General features: G+C 63.5%; 16 protein-coding genes. 7 read left to right on the forward strand and 9 right to left on the reverse strand.

Translation table 11 applies throughout. The features are described from left to right. Positions 1 to 64: 64 nt before the first annotated feature. Positions 65 to 697, reverse strand: a complete 633-nt coding sequence (locus EA473_RS06405) for a metalloprotease (RefSeq protein ID WP_124194839.1) — start codon at positions 695 to 697, stop codon at positions 65 to 67. Further along, on the reverse strand, positions 694 to 2,472 hold the full coding sequence (locus EA473_RS06410) for a TraB/GumN family protein (protein ID WP_124194840.1): 1,779 nt from the start codon (positions 2,470 to 2,472) through the stop codon (positions 694 to 696). The genes EA473_RS06405 and EA473_RS06410 overlap by 4 nt, the downstream gene beginning before the upstream one ends. A gap of 128 nt (positions 2,473 to 2,600) precedes the next feature. Here EA473_RS06410 and EA473_RS06415 point away from each other — a divergent pair, with 128 nt between their 5' ends. Further along, complete coding sequence (locus EA473_RS06415; RefSeq protein WP_124194841.1) at positions 2,601 to 3,047, forward strand: acyl-CoA thioesterase; 447 nt, start codon at positions 2,601 to 2,603, stop codon at positions 3,045 to 3,047. A gap of 71 nt (positions 3,048 to 3,118) precedes the next feature. On the opposite strand, the gene EA473_RS06420 is transcribed toward EA473_RS06415, so the two are convergent. Together EA473_RS06420 and EA473_RS06425 are read right to left on the reverse strand one after the other, a co-directional pair. After that, positions 3,119 to 3,901 carry an HAD-IIA family hydrolase gene (locus EA473_RS06420; RefSeq protein WP_124194842.1) on the reverse strand — a complete coding sequence of 261 codons (783 nt, stop codon included), beginning with the start codon at positions 3,899 to 3,901 and terminating at the stop codon, positions 3,119 to 3,121. A gap of 66 nt (positions 3,902 to 3,967) precedes the next feature. Further along, a complete protein-coding gene (locus EA473_RS06425) occupies positions 3,968 to 4,342 on the reverse strand; it encodes an SHOCT domain-containing protein (RefSeq protein ID WP_124194843.1) in 375 nt (124 codons plus the stop codon). Positions 4,343 to 4,470: 128 nt separating this feature from the next. Here EA473_RS06425 and EA473_RS06430 point away from each other — a divergent pair, with 128 nt between their 5' ends. After that, positions 4,471 to 4,941, forward strand: coding sequence for a hypothetical protein (locus EA473_RS06430; protein WP_124194844.1), 471 nt, complete (start codon positions 4,471 to 4,473; stop codon positions 4,939 to 4,941). A gap of 157 nt (positions 4,942 to 5,098) precedes the next feature. Here EA473_RS06430 and EA473_RS06435 read toward each other — a convergent pair whose 3' ends face one another. The 3 genes from EA473_RS06435 to EA473_RS06445 form a co-directional block, all read right to left on the reverse strand. After that, positions 5,099 to 5,281: a DUF7501 family protein gene (locus tag EA473_RS06435; RefSeq protein WP_124194845.1), complete on the reverse strand. Its 183-nt coding sequence runs from the start codon at positions 5,279 to 5,281 to the stop codon at positions 5,099 to 5,101. Between the two features lie 362 nt (positions 5,282 to 5,643). Then, positions 5,644 to 8,184 (reverse strand): methyl-accepting chemotaxis protein, encoded by a 2,541-nt coding sequence (locus EA473_RS06440; protein WP_124194846.1) that lies wholly within the window; start codon positions 8,182 to 8,184, stop codon positions 5,644 to 5,646. Between the two features lie 218 nt (positions 8,185 to 8,402). Continuing rightward, entirely contained in the window at positions 8,403 to 8,855 is a 453-nt protein-coding gene (locus EA473_RS06445; RefSeq protein WP_124194847.1) for an archease, read from the reverse strand. Positions 8,856 to 9,038: 183 nt separating this feature from the next. Between EA473_RS06445 and EA473_RS06450 the strand changes: the two genes are divergently transcribed. From EA473_RS06450 to EA473_RS06470, 5 genes are all read left to right on the forward strand, one after another. Further along, positions 9,039 to 9,515: a GNAT family N-acetyltransferase gene (locus EA473_RS06450; protein ID WP_124194848.1), complete on the forward strand. Its 477-nt coding sequence runs from the start codon at positions 9,039 to 9,041 to the stop codon at positions 9,513 to 9,515. Between the two features lie 59 nt (positions 9,516 to 9,574). Continuing rightward, entirely contained in the window at positions 9,575 to 10,750 is a 1,176-nt protein-coding gene (gene priS, locus EA473_RS06455; RefSeq protein WP_124194849.1) for a DNA primase small subunit PriS, read from the forward strand. Then, on the forward strand, positions 10,747 to 11,826 hold the full coding sequence (locus EA473_RS06460) for a hypothetical protein (protein WP_124194850.1): 1,080 nt from the start codon (positions 10,747 to 10,749) through the stop codon (positions 11,824 to 11,826). The genes priS and EA473_RS06460 overlap by 4 nt, the downstream gene beginning before the upstream one ends. Before the next feature lie 87 nt (positions 11,827 to 11,913). Further along, positions 11,914 to 12,390, forward strand: coding sequence for a peroxiredoxin (locus EA473_RS06465; RefSeq protein WP_124194851.1), 477 nt, complete (start codon positions 11,914 to 11,916; stop codon positions 12,388 to 12,390). A 105-nt stretch (positions 12,391 to 12,495) separates the two neighbouring features. Then, positions 12,496 to 13,779: an MFS transporter gene (locus EA473_RS06470; RefSeq protein WP_124194852.1), complete on the forward strand. Its 1,284-nt coding sequence runs from the start codon at positions 12,496 to 12,498 to the stop codon at positions 13,777 to 13,779. Between the two features lie 189 nt (positions 13,780 to 13,968). Here the strand turns inward: EA473_RS06470 and EA473_RS06475 are convergent, their stop codons facing one another. Continuing rightward, complete coding sequence (locus EA473_RS06475) at positions 13,969 to 16,233, reverse strand: CDC48 family AAA ATPase (RefSeq protein ID WP_124194853.1); 2,265 nt, start codon at positions 16,231 to 16,233, stop codon at positions 13,969 to 13,971. After that, entirely contained in the window at positions 16,230 to 16,475 is a 246-nt protein-coding gene (locus EA473_RS06480; RefSeq protein ID WP_124194854.1) for a DUF7127 family protein, read from the reverse strand. The genes EA473_RS06475 and EA473_RS06480 overlap by 4 nt, the downstream gene beginning before the upstream one ends. Positions 16,476 to 16,672: the final 197 nt, after the last annotated feature.

A 16,672-nucleotide genomic window follows, 5' to 3' on the forward strand; every position in this document is an offset into this window, starting at 1 on the left:
CTACGTGGCGGACGGCTTGGGGCTTTCGAATTCGCCGAAATCGACCGTCCGAGCGCCGGCTCGATCACCAGAACCCGAAGACGAGGAAGAAGCCGGCGAGTAACACGATACTCAGACCGAATACGACGCCGAAGATGCCCTTGTTCCACTCGAGAACCGTCTTTCCGTCGAGCGGGCCGAACGGAATCATGTTGAAGGCTGCCAGAAACAGGTTTATCAGGACGCCCATGTGGCCGATGAGACCGAGGTAGCCGCCGAAAAGCATCATCGGAAAGAACAACACCGCGAGCAGGTGGTTCGTCACCGGGCCCGCGAGCGCGATCATGGCGTTTTCGCGCTTGGTGATCCGGCCCCGGTGGTAGACGGCTCCCGGCGCGGCAAAGAGGAAGCCGACGAGAGCGCTCATAACCGCGAGAAACAGCATCTGGTAGTCCGCCCGGAACTCGGCGATCTGGCCGTACTCGATCGCGACCACTTTGTGTGCTAACTCGTGTAACAGGAACGCGACGCCGACCGTCACGAAGCTCAGCCCGACCATCGTGAGGAAGGCTCCGATCCCGATGTCGAACCGGTGGATCGGTGCCATCAACAGGGCGAACGCGACGCTCAACACGACCCAGGCGACCGCGAGGTCGAACAGTTCCTTCTCGCTGAAGCTGAGTTCGGGATCGGGCTGGCGGCCGACCTGAACGCTCACGTGATCACCTCACGGATCAACTCGAGGCTGTTTTCGGCGCCGCTGAACAGCTCGCCCATGAGGGCATCGACGCCGCCGACCTCCTGACCGAGCCAGGGAACGACGACGATGAAGAACAGAAACGTCGCGATTATGCTGCCGATGTTGGTGAACGCGACGATCATGATGAGCCGGAACAGCGGCACGTTAAACATATCCTCGACGGCTTCGCTGACGGGGCGCTGGGTATCGTTGATGATCTCGTTTAGCGTCTGAATGTCGCGAACGTTGACCGGTCGGTATTTGAGTTCGACGTAGCCGACGAACCAGCCGGGAGCAAGCAGGGGATTGATACTGGTCAACCAGGCGACCGAGCCGCCGACGCCCGCGCTGGTCCAGCGTGCGCCTGCCAGTCGGGCGAGCGTGAACGCGAAGACGCCGTTGAACAGGAACCAGGCTCCGAAAAGTTGCAACAGGAGGACGTTCTGGACGCCCGCCATGATCAACAGGAAGAAAAAGCCGAAGAAGCCGAGCATCACGAGGTATCCGAAGATCTTCACGGGCGAGAATCGCCGACTCGAGGCGGTCCCGGTCAGCGATTCCATCGGCGGAAGCTGATCGGGGTTTCGGAGATACCGTTCGATGCCGGCCTTGTGTCCTGCCCCGACGACTGCCAGTACGTCGTATCCCTGCACACGTAACTGGTGGAGGTTGTGCGCGATGTAGGCGTCGCGCTCGTCGATCAGGGCGTTCGCACCGCGGGGGCTGAACTGCCGGAACTCCTCCATCATCGCGGCGACGACGTCGCCGTCGGTCATCTCTTCGATGTCGATTTCCTCGACGTCCTCGACGTCGCCGCTCAACGCGTCGAGAACGAGGCCGAGCGCCGCGCCGACGACGACGCCAACGCCCAGACCGGCGACCACGCCCGTCGTCCCGCGAATCGAGTAGATGCCGGCGTTCTCGAATCGACCCGCCGAGAGCGGACCGACGAACGTCTCCGTCGCGACGAGAGCGAGACAGCCAACAATCCCGACGGCCACGCCGGCGAGAATCCGCATCGAGAAGCCATTCAACAGGCCACCGGTGTAGTTCTCCGCCGACTCGAGCGAGGGAAGAAACAGCAATCCGAGAAAGCCACCGAGCAGGATGCCGAGGCCACCGGCACCGACGTACTGGAGCGTCGCCTGTTCGGTGATACCGAGCAAGAGAAGATCACCGTAGCCCAGGAGAGGTGCCAAGAAGACGGCGAACGCGATACCGACCAGCGCCCCGGCGACCGCCCCGAAGGCAAGTCCGACCGTCCGCGGAGCGGTGATACCGAGGGCGAGTCCGCCGACCATCTTCAGCTTCTCGGTGACCGAAAGGCGTCGCCAGAACCGCTGGATCGTTACCTGGATGTCCCTGTCGACGAGTGCGACGCCGCTTCCGTTTCGTTCGGCTGCCTCGATCGCCGCACGCATGTCGGCACCGGGTTCGATGTCGAACTTCTCGCCGAGACGCGACTGTACGTACGACAGCATCCAGTAGGCCAGAAACTGAAAGACGGTGTTTCCCGAGAGAATATCTTTCGCCTCGATGTCGTCCGGAGCACCGCCTTGCATCTGGCGGTACCGACCCTCGTCGAGTTCGACGGCGACCACGTCGGGTTTCTCCCGGTCGACGACCTCGTGTACTTCGTCGACGCTCGCCTGCGAGACGTGTGCCGTCCCGAGGACCTCGACCGATCCTTCCCCCTCCCCGCTCGCGGCTGGTTCGGGAGGGGACGGCACGTCGGCGTCGCCTGCATCGCTCATTGGGGGACACACTCGGCCACGACTTTTACCAGTATCGAACTCTCCGGTCGAGCGATGGGCACCGGAGGAACCCCGCATCTGTCCGATCTGACGACAAGACTCTTCGTCGTCGTGGCGAAACGGAAACCATGACGGACCTCATGGAGACGCTCATCGAGAACCGGGAGATGGTCCAGCCGAACCACGCGAACGTACTCGAGGTCGCCCACGGCGGACACGTGATGAAGTGGATGGACGAGGTGGGGGCGATGTCGGCGATGCGGTTTGCGGGCGAGACCTGCGTGACCGCCCACGTCAACCGGATGGACTTCGAACGGCCGATTCCGATCGGCGACACCGCCTACATCACGGCCTACGTCTACGAGGCAGGGACCTCGAGCGTGAAGGTCCGTCTCGTCGCCGAACGAGAGGACCTCCGGACTCGAGAGCGCGAAAAGACCACCGAATCCTACTTCGTCTACGTCGCGATCGACGAGGACAACACTCCGACTCAGGTACCGGAACTGACCGTCGACACCGACGAGGAAGAACGGCTTCGACGCATCGCCCTCGAGGGAGAAAACGGTGACCGGTGAGCACCGCTTCGACCGTCGGCTGATGGGTCAAATCGACCCGCACACCAGGATTTCGATCGATCGAATCGAACTCACTCGAGCAGCGTCTCGACCTCGGCGAGGGAGTCGAGGACGTGATCGGGTTCGACGTCGGACGACTCGATGTCTTCTCTGGCGGTGATTCCCGTCAGGACGACCGCCGTCTCCATCCCCGCGTTCGCCCCGAGTGCGACGTCCGTTCCGAGGCGGTCACCGACGACCAGCGTCTTCTCCGGGCTCCCCTCGAGACGGTCCATCGCGGCGGTCGCGGCGATCGACGACGGCTTGCCGAGGATTGCGTCCGGGTCGCGCCCGGCGGCGGCGGTCATGGCCGCGAGGATCGATCCAGTGCCCGGAATCGCTCCGTCGTCGACGGGGATCGTCACGTCGGGATCCGTGCCGTAGAAGGGCACCCCGTCCGAAAGCGCATCGAGCGACGCCGACAGCGTATCGTAACTGAACTCGTCGTCGAACGATCCGAGGACGACGTCTGCGCGCTCCGGATCGGTCGTCAGCTCGACGCCCGCAGTCTCGAGGATCGACTCCAGTCGGTCGCCGCCGACGACGAACACCCGGTCGTCCGGGTGGGTGTCGGCGAGATACGCCGCGGAGACCGTCGCCGAGGTAAGCACTCGCTCGGCGTCGACCTCGATACCGTGTGGCTCGAGTTTTCGGCCGTAGTGGTCGGCCCCGCGCGTCGGGTTGTTCGAAAACAGCAGTCTGGCACAGCCCGCGTCGTCGAGCGCCGCCAGTCCGTCCGTCGCACCGGGAATCAACGTCTCGCCCCGGACGATCGTCCCGTCGACGTCGAGAATCGCCGCCTCGTACTCTGTCATCGATCGCTCTAGGGTCGGCGGCCGATTGAGTGTTCGGTTCGCGGTCGCATCCGTGGCCGTACCAACTCAATCCGACCGCTCGAGTTCGAGCTCCTCGGTCTCCAGGCCCGCGCGTTCGGCCCGTTCGTTGGCGTCGATCAGCCGCTCGAGTTTCGCCTCGAATTCCGCCTCCGAGAGTTCGCCGGCGGCGTATCGGTCCTGCAGCTTCGTCACCGGACCTCGCGTATCGACCGCATCGGGTGGCGGGTCCGGAGTCGTAGTCGTCCGTTGGGTGAGATACCAGACGAGGAAGAAACTGGCCACGAACAGCGCGGTGATCGCGATCGCGTACAGCGGGCCGGCCAGCAACAACACGAAGATGATCACCACGTCCGCCAGCACGAACTTGAGGACGAACAGCTCGACGAGGCTGTAGCCGCCGTCGTCGTCCTCGCTACCCATACCTCGATCGACGACCTCGTGACGAATAACTGTAGGGACCGGGGCGGTCAGTCTCCGTCGAATCGGTCGGCGACGACTCCGGCCGGCGAGGTGGGAATTCTTATCCGCCAACCGGACGTAGCGCCGGTATGGGACTCGAGGCCGATCTCCCCGACCCGCCGGAACTGGAGTTCGTCGATCCGAACGAGTACGAGGACGCCACTATCAGCGCCGATGGGGCCGCAGAAATCGATTACCGACGCGAGGAACTCCAGGCGTTTCTCGAGGACGGTGCCTGGGACGACGCTCTCGAGGAGTGGCTCGCAGACACGGATCTCGACGAGCGCGAGTACGAGATCGCCCGCGATCTCGACCTGTTCGCGGAGTTCGACTTTTTTTGGGACGACTTCGCCGACCGCGTCGGCTATCACGCCCCCGGCATTCCGGAAGACTGGCAGACACGGGAGTATCACCCCGAACTCGACACGTGGGGGACCGTCTCGTCGATCAACGCCGAACTGACCGAGTTCGGGCAGATCGTCTCGGTCGTCCTCAAAGAGGAGTACATCGACTGGGAAGCGGAGTACGAACCGCCCGAGGACCTCCCTGATTTCGAGTGATACACGGCGCGGTCGCGGTTCCATCTCGGCGAGAAATCGACCGGTCCGAACGCAACCGGTTATCGTAACAACTGAAACGATTTGCGCACTGATCGAACGGCTATCGAGCGATCAGGTGTGCATTGACTTCCAGTGGCTACCATAGTGGCTACTATCGCTACCCAGACCACTCGCCCGCGAGGTCTCCGGCGACGTTCTCTCGCCAGTGTTCGAATCCGCGTTCGCAATCGTCGCTCTCTCGAATGTGATCGATGAACCCGGCACCTGGCGACTGGAGTTCGTCCCCACAGAAGGGACAGATTACGGGGTCGGACCAGTTCATCGTCGTCGTTGCTGTCATACCAACGAGTGCCACACCATCCCATATAAGATTATTCGATAAACATCTAGGATACTCCCTATGTGGTATAATGCCATTAATATGGACTCCAGTCAGATTCGTAGACTGACAGCGGCTGTCGGCGGCGTCGAAAGTCTACTGCCAGCGTGCGTGTGACCCTAAGTGGCGTTGGGAGGGTATTATAGTGACAACTGAAACGAGTTACACACCGATCGCCGATCCGTCCCGCGATCGGGTCGGCAGTGACGTTCAGTGGCTACTATAGTAGTCGGGGACCACTCGAGTGTAGTCGGGGACCACTCGAGTGAGTTGAAAAGAAGCGCTACGTCTGCCAGGGGATTCCGAACCGAAATCCGACCGGTTCAGCTGTCGTCGGAGTTCTCGTCCTCGAACTGGAACACGGCCTCGTCGTCGGTCGTGGGTCCGTCATCGCGTTCGTCCGGTCCGGACACGGAATCGTCGCCGACCGAATCGCTCTCGCTCCCGTCGGCTGAGCCGTCCTCACCAACCGGTGTCGCTCGAGGTCCCTCGACCGCAAGAGGATCCGGGTCGGCGTCTCCACTGCGTTCGTCGGCCCCGCCTTCCCCGGTACCGCCGGCGTCACCGTCAGAATCGTCCTCGTCGATCGTGAGAGTGGCGATACCTGCGCCCGTCTCGTCGATCTCGGTGTCGAAGTGATCGAGTGCCTCCGAGAGCTGCGTCGCCTGCTGGGAGAGCTGTGAGGCCGATCCCGAAACCTCCGTCAGCGCCGTCGTCTGCTCTTCTGCTGCGGCGGCGACGCTTTCGGCTTCGGCCGTCGTCTCCTCGGTGATCGTCGCCGCCTCGTCGACGATCGCGACGGCTTCCTGGGTGGTCGCTGCCTGTTCTTCGGTCGCCGCGGAGATCTCCTGAACGCCGGTGTTCGTCTCTGCGGCGTACTCCGCGATCTCCTCGAGGGCCTCGACGGCCTGTTCGACCTGATCGCTCGCCGACTCGAGTCGCATGCTCGTCTCCTCGACTTCCTCCGCGGACGCGACCGTCTGCTCGCGGATGCTCTCGAGTCGCGATTCGATCTCGACCGCCGCCGTCTTCGCATCGCCCGACAGCTCTTTGATCTCCTGTGCGACGACCCCGAACCCTTCGCTGTCGTCCCCGCTCGCAGACCGGGACGCTTCGATGTTGGCGTTGAGCGCGAGCATGTTGGTCTGTTCTGCGATCTGCTGGATCTGCTCGATCAGTTCGTCGATCTGACTCACCTCGGACTCGAGCTCCCGAATCTCTTCGACGGCCCGCTGGGCTTCGGTTTCCGTCTCCGTCATGCTCTCGATCGCGTCCGTCGCGGCCTCCTGGCCCGCCTGGCCCGTGTTCGCCGTTCGAGCGGCGAGGTCCGCGACTTCGTTCGACGACGCCGCGATCTCTTCGGTCGTCGTCGAGAGATCCGACATCTCGCCGGTCGCCTGCTGGAGCGACTGGTTCTGTCGTTCCGAGCCGCTGGATATCTCCTGGACGGACTCGCTGATCTGTTCGCTCGCGGATCGGACTTCCTCGCTCGAGGCGGTGACCTGCTCGCTCGCGATCGCGACCTGCGTTGCAAACTCCTGCAGGTCGGCGATGGTGGCCTCGATGTCCTCGAGCATTTCGTTGAAGTCCTCGCCGACGGTCCGCATCGCCTCGTTGTCGGTTTCGACGTCCGCACGAACCGAGAGATCGCCGGCGGCGGCCGCACCCATCACCGACCGATACTCATCGGCGGCGTCCTCGAGTTGGTCGTTGAGCCGCTGGACTCGTTCGCGCTCCGTCTCGGCTTCCTCGCGGGCCGACTGGGCCTCGTTGATCTGTTCTCGCAGCGAATCGCGCATCGCACCGAAACTGCGGTACAGCGACCCAATTTCGTCCGCACGCCCGCTCTGAAGGTCGACGGAGAGGTCCCCTCCTTCCATCGTCTGGGCCCGGTTTCGGAGCCGGTTCAGGTCCCTCGAGACGCTCCGCCCGCCGACGAGTGCCGCCCCGACGAAGACGAGTCCGGTCAGGGCGATCGTGACGATGAAACTCGTCTGTACTTCGTCTCTGACGGCGAACGCCGACTCCTGTGGCGTCGTCGTCACGACGTACAGGTCGTCGTTTCCGAGCGACGAGTACGTGTAGATCTGATCGCCGCTCTCGAGTTGTCCGACGCCCTCGACGGTCGGATCGACGACCGACGAATCGACGCCGGTGGATCCCAACACGGCATCTCCGTTCTCGTTGACGACGACGGTATCGGCACCGTCGATCGCCTGTGGGAGATCCGGACCGGCGCGTTCGGCGTTGATCTCGCCGACGATGACGTGATCCGGCGACAGCGACAGTCGCTGTCCGATCGCGATCGCCTCCTCGCCGGCGGTCACGTCCGCACCCTCGAAGCTGGTGTGGCGTTCCGTCGTGACGAACGAGTGCTGGTCGGCCGCCTCCTCGTCGATCCGGTCGAACATGTTCCCGCCGACAGCGTCCTGGTTCGAACTACCGATCACCTCGCCGGTCTGTCGATCGACGAGGTGTAACTGCGAAAAGCCGCTTCCGTACACCTGCTGTTGGAGGAATATCGTCGCACTGTCTGGATCAGTCGTATCTAACCCCGGTGCCTGCTCGATGTCCCGAAGCTCCTGTTTGCGCTCGTCGATCCACTGCTCGAGAACGCTCGTGTGCAGTTGTGTCGTCTGCTCGACCTGGTCGTCCACCTGGCCCTCGAGTTCGTCGCTAATTTCGAGGAAGAAAAACGCGCTGATACCGGCGGTCAACAGAAGAATCGCGACGATCACGACGAGCGTTTTCGCGATGAGTCGCCGTCTGATCACACCCGGCACGAGGAACGAACCGATCGACCGTTTTCCCGCCGATTCACTCGATTGCTCTGCCGATTGTGACGGATTTGACCTGTCAGTCATCGTTTACGACCCGTAGCGTAGCGTCCGTTGTCCCGTCCTGTCACCGTTCGTATATACCGCGAGTAATTACTCATGTCAGATCTGATGTTTATCTACTTCATTTCCCAATTACCAATAAACCTTACTCTCCCCCGGTCGCCAGTTGTTTCAAACGTCCAACAGCCCGAGGTCGATCCGTCGGCTTCTCTCGGCCGAAATATAGTACCGACTGCAACGATTCACACGTCGAAGACGACGTACGCCTCCCAGTCGTCGTCAGTTCGCTCGAGTCGCATCTCCGAGTACGTCACCGCCTTGATCTCTCGGGCGGAGATCCCGGCGAGTGGAACGCCCCGGGCGCTGGCCTCGAGTTGCCAGACTGCCCCGGAGTCGTCGTTTCGCCCTGTAGACGTCTCGTCCGGTTCGTCGATGGCGTCGACGCGATGATCGACGGGGAGTTCCCCACGGACGTCACGTCGGTAGATCAGTTCGTCGAGATAGTCGAACAACAGCGCTTCGCGGTTTTCGGCGACGACCGAGACCGAGAACCGTTCGCCGGCCCGGCCGATTTCGTCCTCGTCGCAAGACGCGGCTGCGAGTCCGTTGGCGACCGCGGCGAACGTCGACTCGAGGGAGTCTCCGGTGGCCGCGACTGCGATATCGGCCGTGTGATCGCACAGTTCGTACTCCATCCGGTGGGACTACGATCGATGGTGCCGTATGTGCGTCGCTTCCCGTTGGCGAGGACGAACCTCACAAACCACAACCCCCACGAACGGTTGCGAACACCTGTCTCGGACATGTCGATTGCGTCTGACGTTACGGAGCGGCGACCGCCGGTGGAATTATATTGGCGACGATGGTAGGGTGTGGTAGTGAGCGTCAACATCGACAGTCGAGTCGTCACCCCGGGGAGTGACGACTTCGTCGACGAAGCCTGGCAGCTCAAGGAAACGATCAACCGCCAGGAAGGCGTACTCAAACAGCGATACGACTTCTTCACCGACGCGTATCGTCGCTCGACGGTCCACTGCTACGTCCAGGAGGGGGAACTGATCGGGTTCGCCGCCGTCCGCCGCGACGGGTATATCCTCTTTCTCGCCGTCAGCCAGGAGTGTCGTGGGGAGGGGATCGGAAAGCGACTGGTCGCTCGCGTCGCCGAAGATCACGAGACGATTACCTGTCACGCCCGCACGAGCAACGACAACGCCCTCCAGTTTTACGAACACCTCGGGTTCGAGATCAAACGGCGGATCGACGACTATTACGAAGACGGCGGAGACGCCTACTACCTCAAACTCGGTTCCGACGTCGGAATTACCGGGCGTATCTCGGAACTGATGCGCAGATAAGCGCCGCCCTCGAACATTCGGCAGGATTATACGCCCCCACTCACGACTACTCGAGTCGTATGGAGGAGCGAACGAGGGCCTATCTTCGTGGGCGGTTTCGCGACCATTACCGCCGCGTAGAGATCACCCCACCGCCGGCGGCCAACGAACGCGAGTGGGGCTTTATTCCCTGGACCGACGGTCCCGGAACGACGATGGTTCGACACCGTTCGCTGCTCGAGTTGGGCGACCTCTCGGAGTTTCTCGTCCGGAAGCGACCGCGACACGTCTACTTCTCTGCGGGCCGGTTCCGGGACCCCGGCGCGAGTTCGATGAGCGCGAAAGACTGGCAGTCCGCGGACCTCGTTTTCGACCTCGACGCCGACCACCTCCCGAGCGTGACCCTCGGCGAGGACTCCTACGGCGAGATGCTCGCGAAGTGTAAAGACGCGCTCTTGCGGCTGCTCGAGTTTCTCGAGGACGACTTCGCCTTCGAGGAGCTGGAAGTCGTCTTCTCCGGCGGACGAGGGTATCACGTCCACGTTCGCGACGACGACGTCCGCCACCTCGAGCGCGAACACCGTCGCGAAATCGTCGACTACGTCCGCGGCATCGGACTGGACTTCGAGGAGCTGATCGATACCGAAACCGTCGCCGGACTCGGCCGAAAGACGCCGACCGAACGGCGACTGCTCCGAACCGGCGGCGGGTGGGGCGCTCGAACGCACACTCACTTCATGTCGTTCGTCGACGAGTTACTCGAACTCGAGGAAGCGGCCGCACTCGAGCGACTCCAGGAGTTCGACGGCATCGGCGAGGGGAAGGCACAGGCGACGTTGAACGCCGCCAGAAACAATCGCGACGGGCTCGAGGCGGGCAACGTGACGGTACACACGGCGGTCGCACAGCTCGCCGAACGGTTCGCGACGAAGGCGGTCGAGCGGGACGGCGCACCGATCGACGAACCGGTGACGACAGATACGAACCGGCTCATCCGGCTTCCGGGGAGCCTCCACGGCGGAAGCGGGCTCGAGACGGTCCGACTCGAACGCGACGAGATCGACGACTTCGATCCGCTGGTCGACGCAGTCCCGGAGACGTTCCGGGGCCAGGAGATCGCCGTCGACGTAACCGACGGCGGCGAGATCGAACTCGGTGGCGATATCTTTACGGTCCCGGAGGGCGACCAGTCAGTTCAGGAGTACGTCGGCGTGTTCCTGATGGCACGCGGCAGGGCTGAGAAGGAAAAAGAATGAATCTCGACGAACTACGCTCGGTCCAGAGCAAGGAGCGCCAGAAAGACAGCCTCCAGAACCTTCGCCCCTCGTTTTACCAGGAAGTCGGCGAGTACATCGCCGACCTCGAGGACGAGCGTGATCGCGTCGCGGAGCAGGCGGACGATCCCTTCTCGTCGCCCGAAGTCGGACGACTCACCGACGAGATCGAGACCGCGAAGGACGTCGTCGAGGCGGTTTACGAACGACGGATGGGGAAACTCGTCAAACAGGCGAGTCTCGCGGCTGCCGGGATGCCGGCCGACGACGAGGGGTTGACGGCCGAGGAGGTCGACCTCTTCGACGACCTCGTCGACCGCATCGAGTCGAACAAGACCCGCGTCCTCGACGTCCTCGAGGGGGCCGATCCAGCGGCCGTCGACGCAGAACCGAACGCGACCGAGGCAGGGGCGGCCGACCGCGAGGGGGAAACCGACCCCGAAGCGAAGACGGGCGCGGATCCCGCAAAGGCGGACTCCGGTGCGGTCGAAACGGAAACCGCCACCGGCGTCGAGTCCGAGTCCGGCCACCAGCCACCGTCCGAGACGCCGCGTCCATCTGCAGATGAAACGCCGACGCCACCGCCACAGGAGCCGCCGGACCCCGAGGCCGAACCCCAGACGACGAGTTCGGACGGGAGCGAGGAGTCGAGTTCGATCACCCCGGCTGACGTCATGGGCGGGAGCCAACCCGCTAGCCCGGACGACGATCAGCCCTCGGGCGTGAAATCGGATTTCGAGGCCGATCCACGTCCCGAAAACGATCCCAGCACGGACGGCAGTTCCGGCACCGAACCGGCGGGGACGCCGTCTCGAGATTCGAAACCGGAGAGCGGTCGTGCCGGGGGTCCGGATTCCGACGATCGAACGACCGGCGACTCGTCGGCAAACGCGGCCGACGACGTCGATCGCGTCACCGTCAAGATCACGCGCGACGTCGGTTCGATCCTCGGCGTCGACGACCGCGAGTACACACTCTCCAGCGACGACGTCGTCACGCTTCCGGAACGGAACGCGACGCCGCTCGTCGAACAGGAGGCGGCCGAACCGCTCGAGTGACGCCTGCCGATCGCATCAGTCGGCCGGTTGACCCATCCACAGGGCTGCTATCGCAACATATACCATCCTCCCCTCTAACACGGGGATATGCTCGACGTCGGTGACCACGCACCCGAGTTTGCCCTTCCGAATCAGGACGGCGAGATCGTCCATCGATCCGATTTCGATGGACGACTCGTCGTGTACTTTTATCCGCGCGCGAACACCGAAGGCTGTACGACGGAAGCCTGCGAGTTCGACGACGCGAAGCCGCAGTTCGACGCCGAAAACGCATCGATCGTCGGTATCAGCGACGACCCCGTCTCTGACCTCGAGTCGTTCGCCGACGAGTACGATCTCTCGTTCGACTTGCTTTCGGACGAAAACGGCGAAGTCGCGACGTTGTACGACTCCTACGGGGAAAAACAGATGTTCGGAAACACGTTCGACGGCGTCTTCCGCAACACCTACGTCGTCGGTCCCGACGGACGGATCGAGGCCGTCTACGAGGGCGTCTCACCCGACGGTCACGCCGCGGAGGTCCTCGAGGCTGTCGAAGACGAATCCTCGACGGTTACGCCGTAACTCCACCCAGCCCCCGTACTCGTAACGCCGTCCGATCGCTCTCGAACTCGTGACGGGACGTGCCGGGACGGGATCGGCTGTACGGTCCGGTACCTATCCCGACAGATGACGCTCCCGAAGAACGACCGATCGATCGCGACGTTTACGATGCTCGCACACGGCGTCGTCCACGCCTTCGAACTGGCGATTCCGATTTTCCTCGTCGTCTGGCTCGACGTCTTCGACGTGTCGGTCGTCGTCGTCGGCATCGTCGTCGCGCTCGGCTACGCCCCGTTCGGTCTCGGATCGCTCCCGGCGGGGTTGCTCACCGATCGGTACGGACCGAAGCGACTCATCCTGTGGTGTCTCGCCGGGATGAGCGTCTCGTTCGCCTCGCTCGCGCTCGCGCCGTCGATCCACGCCGTTGCGGCGAGCCTGCTGTGCTGGGGCGTCGTTGCGAGTGTCTATCACCCTGCCGGACTCGCGCTCATCAGCACCGGCGTCGAAAACCGGGGGACGGTCTTCGCCCGCCACGGTATCGCGGGCAACCTCGGCATCGCGCTCGGCCCGTTCGTAACTGCCAGCCTACTGCTCGTCCTCGAGTGGCGACTCGTCGCGGTCGCACTCGCGGTTCCGGGAGTCCTCGTGACGATCTACGGCCTGCGCGTGAACTTCGACCCGACCGCCGCGACCGAGGACGACTCGGCGGCCGACGCAGCCGGATCGCTTTCCGGCGCTGAGTTCGTCTCCAACTCCCGTGGGCTGTTCGCGAGTTCGTTCTTCCTCGTGTTCGCGGTCGTAACGGCCGTCGGGCTCTACTACCGCGGCGTTCTCACCTATCTACCGGAGATCCTCCACGGACTGCCGGCGATGGCGCGGATCGAGCCGCCGGCCGGACTCGAGGAGTTCTCCCTCGGCGATTACGTCTACGTCGGACTGCTAGTCGCCGGCATGGCCGGACAGTACGTCGCCGGGAAGCTGACGAGTCGGGTCGCCGTCGCGCGGGGATTGGCCGTCGTCTTCGTCGTTCTCGCGGGACTGGCGGTCGCGTTCATCCCGGTCTCGTCGATGGGCGTGGTCGCAATCGTGGCCTACTGTGGCGCGCTCGGGTTTTTCCTGTTCGCCATCGAGCCGTTCTATCAGGAGGCCGTCGCCGTCTACACGCCCGCCGAGACGCGCGGGCTCTCCTACGGCTACACCTACCTGGGAATGTTCGGCCTCGGCGCGTTGAACATCGCCGTCGGCGGCCTCCTCCTCGATTACGCCTCGCTTACCGCTTTCTTCGCGTCGCTGTCGGCGATCGCACTGGTCGGGACGGGTATCGCCGTCGTGCTTCTTTCCAGGCGGTCGCCGGATCGAGCGTCGACCGGGAAAGTCGGCGACGACGAGCCTGCTACTGACGACGACTGATGCGGATTGCTGTAAGTCCTCACCGATCGAGCGCAGAAATGTGGGCGATCGACCGGCAATCAGTCATAGCAAACCGTATGAGACGGATCGTATCCTCGAGCCCGGCGAAAACGGTCCGCGAGAAAATCGGTGTCCGCGCCGCGCTCTTAGCGAGGTCCGGTGGCGGTGGTACCGGAGCGTTCGGCCGGGTTACTGGAACGTTCGGCCGAGTTGATCCTCTTCCTGACCCGGTTCGGCCGTATCGAACTCCTCTTCGATCTCCTCGTAGCGCTCTCGCGTTTCGGGAGTGACACTCGGGTTGACCTCCTCGAGTGCGTGGTCGAAGTGTTCCCTGCCGATCCGGACGTTTTCGATGGTGTCCGGCATCTCCTCGGGGTCGACCGAGTTGATGAACTCGCGGCTCGCTTCCATCGACGCTTCGCGACAGACCGCCTCGATGTCCGCACCGACGTACCCCTCGGTCTCGCTCGCGAGTTCCGCGAGGTCGACGGATTCGGCGAGGGGCTTGTTCCGGGTGTGGACCTCGAAGATCTTCTCCCGAGCGCCCTCGTCGGGGACCGGAACGTGGACGTGACGGTCCAGACGTCCCGGACGGAGCAGCGCCGAGTCGATCAGGTCCGGCCGGTTCGTCGTCGCGATGACGACGACGTCCTCGAGTTCCTCGAGGCCATCGAGTTCGGTCAGGAGCTGGGAGACGACGCGTTCGCCGACGCCGGAGTCACCCTGGCGCTGACCGCGCTTGCCGGCGATCGAGTCGATCTCGTCGAAGAAGATCACGGTCGGTGCGTTCGACCGGGCCTTCTCGAAGATTTCGCGGACGCCCTTCTCGGATTCGCCGACGTACTTGTTGAGCAGTTCGGGGCCTTTGATCGAGATGAAGTTCGACTCGGCCTCGTTGGCGACGGCTTTCGCCAGCAGCGTCTTGCCGGTCCCCGGCGGGCCGTACATCATCACGCCCTTGGCCGCTTCGAGGTCCATCGCCTCGAACACCTCGGGGTAGTCGAGCGGCCACTGGATCGTCTCGCGAAGGCGCTCTTTCGTTCCTTCGAGGCCGCCGACGTCGTTCCAGGTAACGTCGGGCACCTCGACGAAGACCTCGCGCATGGCCGACGGCTGGATCCCCTTGATGGCGTCTTTGAAGTCGCGTTCGGTGACCTGCAGCGACTCGAGGACGTCGGCGTCGATCTCCTCGGACTCGAGGTCGAGTTCGGGACGGATGCGCCGCAGGGCGTTCATCGCGCTCTCGCGGGCCAGCGACTCGAGGTCGGCACCGACGAAGCCGTGAGTGTTCTCGGCGTAGCGGTCGAGATCGATCGACTCCGTCAGGGGCATGCCGCGGGTGTGGACCTGCAGGATCTCCTTGCGGCCGTCCTTGTCCGGGACGCCGATCTCGATCTCGCGGTCGAAGCGGCCGCCACGGCGAAGCGCGGGGTCGATGTCGTCGACGCGGTTGGTCGCGGCGATGACGGTGACGCGACCCCGTTCCTCGAGGCCGTCCATCAGCGAGAGGAGCTGTGCGACGACGCGTCGTTCGACGTCACCGCCGGCTTCCTCGCGTTTTGCGGCGATCGAATCGAGTTCGTCGATGAAGATGATCGCCGGGGCGTTCTCTTCGGCTTCCTCGAACACCTCACGCAGTTGCTCTTCGGACTCGCCGTAGTACTTCGACATGATCTCCGGACCGGAGATCGTCTCGAAGTGGGCGTCGATCTCGTTGGCGACCGCTTTCGCCATCAGGGTCTTCCCGGTACCGGGCGGACCGTGCAACAGGACGCCTTTAGGCGGCTCGATGCCGAGTTGCTGGAACAACTCGGGGTGGCGCATCGGCAGTTCGATCATCTCGCGAACCTGATCGAGTTCGTCGTCCAGGCCGCCGATGTCCTCGTAGGTGACGTTCGGCACGCCCTCGGCGGAGGGGCCGCCGGCCGTACTGACCTGCTCGGCGGGCGTCTCGGAGATGTCGATACTCGTCGAGTCGGTGATGACGACCGTCCCGCTCGGCGAGGTACTCGCGATCTTCAGCGGAACGGACTGTCCCGAACTCGCCATCGGGCCGAACGAGAGCGAAAACGGCACTGTCTGGCCCTCGGTGACGGCCTGACCGCTCAGTTTGTCACGAACGAGCGGACCGATGTCGCCCCGGATCCGGAGGTTCTGCGGGAGCGCGACCGAAACCGACTTGGCCGGCTTGACGTCCGCGCGTTCGATCGTCACGCGGTCGTCGATCCCGACGTCGGCCTCCTGGCGCAGGCGGCCGTCGATACGGACGATTCCGTTCCCCTCGTCCTCGGGGTATCCCGGCCAGACGCGCGCGACGGCCTGTTCGTCCCCGTTTCCAGTGATGACGATGTAGTCCCCGTTCTCGAGGTCGAGTTCGCGCATCGACACGCGGTCGATCGCCGCGAGTCCACGACCCGCGTCCTTTTGCTTGAGGGGTTTGACGGTGAGTTTCATTGGTCGGCCTCCACTTCGACAGTGAGCACGCCGTTTTTGATAAACGTGTGCGCGTCACCTGCACCCTGGGGGAGCTCGAGTTCGTACTGGTCGTCGCCGTCGACGACGATGACGGTGCCGTCGACGAGGTCGACGGACGCGTCGTGTCGCGGGCCGAAGTCGACCGCCAGCATCGAGCTATCGTCGTACTCGTAGCGGCGGACCGGCCCGTCCGTTTCGGTGGTAAATCGATCGAGTTTCATGGTATAACTAACCAGAAGTAAGCGTCCAAAGTATATAATTGTTTCCCTGGTCGAGTCGTCGAGGGCGGTACGATCCGGAAAAGACCGTTGTTCGCAGTTCACGGATCGACCGGATCCGATCGTGTGGGTTAGCCACCGCCCGGGCCGCCACCGAGGGTCAGCCCGGACCTGTCGAAATCGGCGACCAGTCTTTATGC

The sequence above is a fragment of the Natrarchaeobius chitinivorans genome, assembly GCF_003841505.1.
In the GTDB taxonomy this organism is placed as follows: Archaea; Halobacteriota; Halobacteria; order Halobacteriales; family Natrialbaceae; genus Natrarchaeobius; species Natrarchaeobius chitinivorans.

Excerpts from the sequence above, each read along its gene's own strand:
- EA473_RS06425 (WP_124194843.1), bottom strand. The coding sequence starts at position 4,342 with ATGGGTAGCGAGGACGACGACGGCGGCTACAGCCTCGTCGAGCTGTTC.
- EA473_RS06420 (WP_124194842.1), bottom strand. The coding sequence starts at position 3,901 with ATGACAGAGTACGAGGCGGCGATTCTCGACGTCGACGGGACGATCGTC.
- EA473_RS06440 (WP_124194846.1), bottom strand. The coding sequence starts at position 8,184 with ATGACTGACAGGTCAAATCCGTCACAATCGGCAGAGCAATCGAGTGAA.
- EA473_RS06435 (WP_124194845.1), bottom strand. The coding sequence starts at position 5,281 with ATGACAGCAACGACGACGATGAACTGGTCCGACCCCGTAATCTGTCCC.
- EA473_RS06480 (WP_124194854.1), bottom strand. The coding sequence starts at position 16,475 with ATGAAACTCGATCGATTTACCACCGAAACGGACGGGCCGGTCCGCCGC.
- EA473_RS06465 (WP_124194851.1), top strand. The coding sequence starts at position 11,914 with ATGCTCGACGTCGGTGACCACGCACCCGAGTTTGCCCTTCCGAATCAG.
- EA473_RS06460 (WP_124194850.1), top strand. The coding sequence starts at position 10,747 with ATGAATCTCGACGAACTACGCTCGGTCCAGAGCAAGGAGCGCCAGAAA.
- priS (WP_124194849.1), top strand. The coding sequence starts at position 9,575 with ATGGAGGAGCGAACGAGGGCCTATCTTCGTGGGCGGTTTCGCGACCAT.
- EA473_RS06445 (WP_124194847.1), bottom strand. The coding sequence starts at position 8,855 with ATGGAGTACGAACTGTGCGATCACACGGCCGATATCGCAGTCGCGGCC.
- EA473_RS06470 (WP_124194852.1), top strand. The coding sequence starts at position 12,496 with ATGACGCTCCCGAAGAACGACCGATCGATCGCGACGTTTACGATGCTC.
- EA473_RS06410 (WP_124194840.1), bottom strand. The coding sequence starts at position 2,472 with ATGAGCGATGCAGGCGACGCCGACGTGCCGTCCCCTCCCGAACCAGCC.
- EA473_RS06430 (WP_124194844.1), top strand. The coding sequence starts at position 4,471 with ATGGGACTCGAGGCCGATCTCCCCGACCCGCCGGAACTGGAGTTCGTC.
- EA473_RS06415 (WP_124194841.1), top strand. The coding sequence starts at position 2,601 with ATGACGGACCTCATGGAGACGCTCATCGAGAACCGGGAGATGGTCCAG.
- EA473_RS06475 (WP_124194853.1), bottom strand. The coding sequence starts at position 16,233 with ATGAAACTCACCGTCAAACCCCTCAAGCAAAAGGACGCGGGTCGTGGA.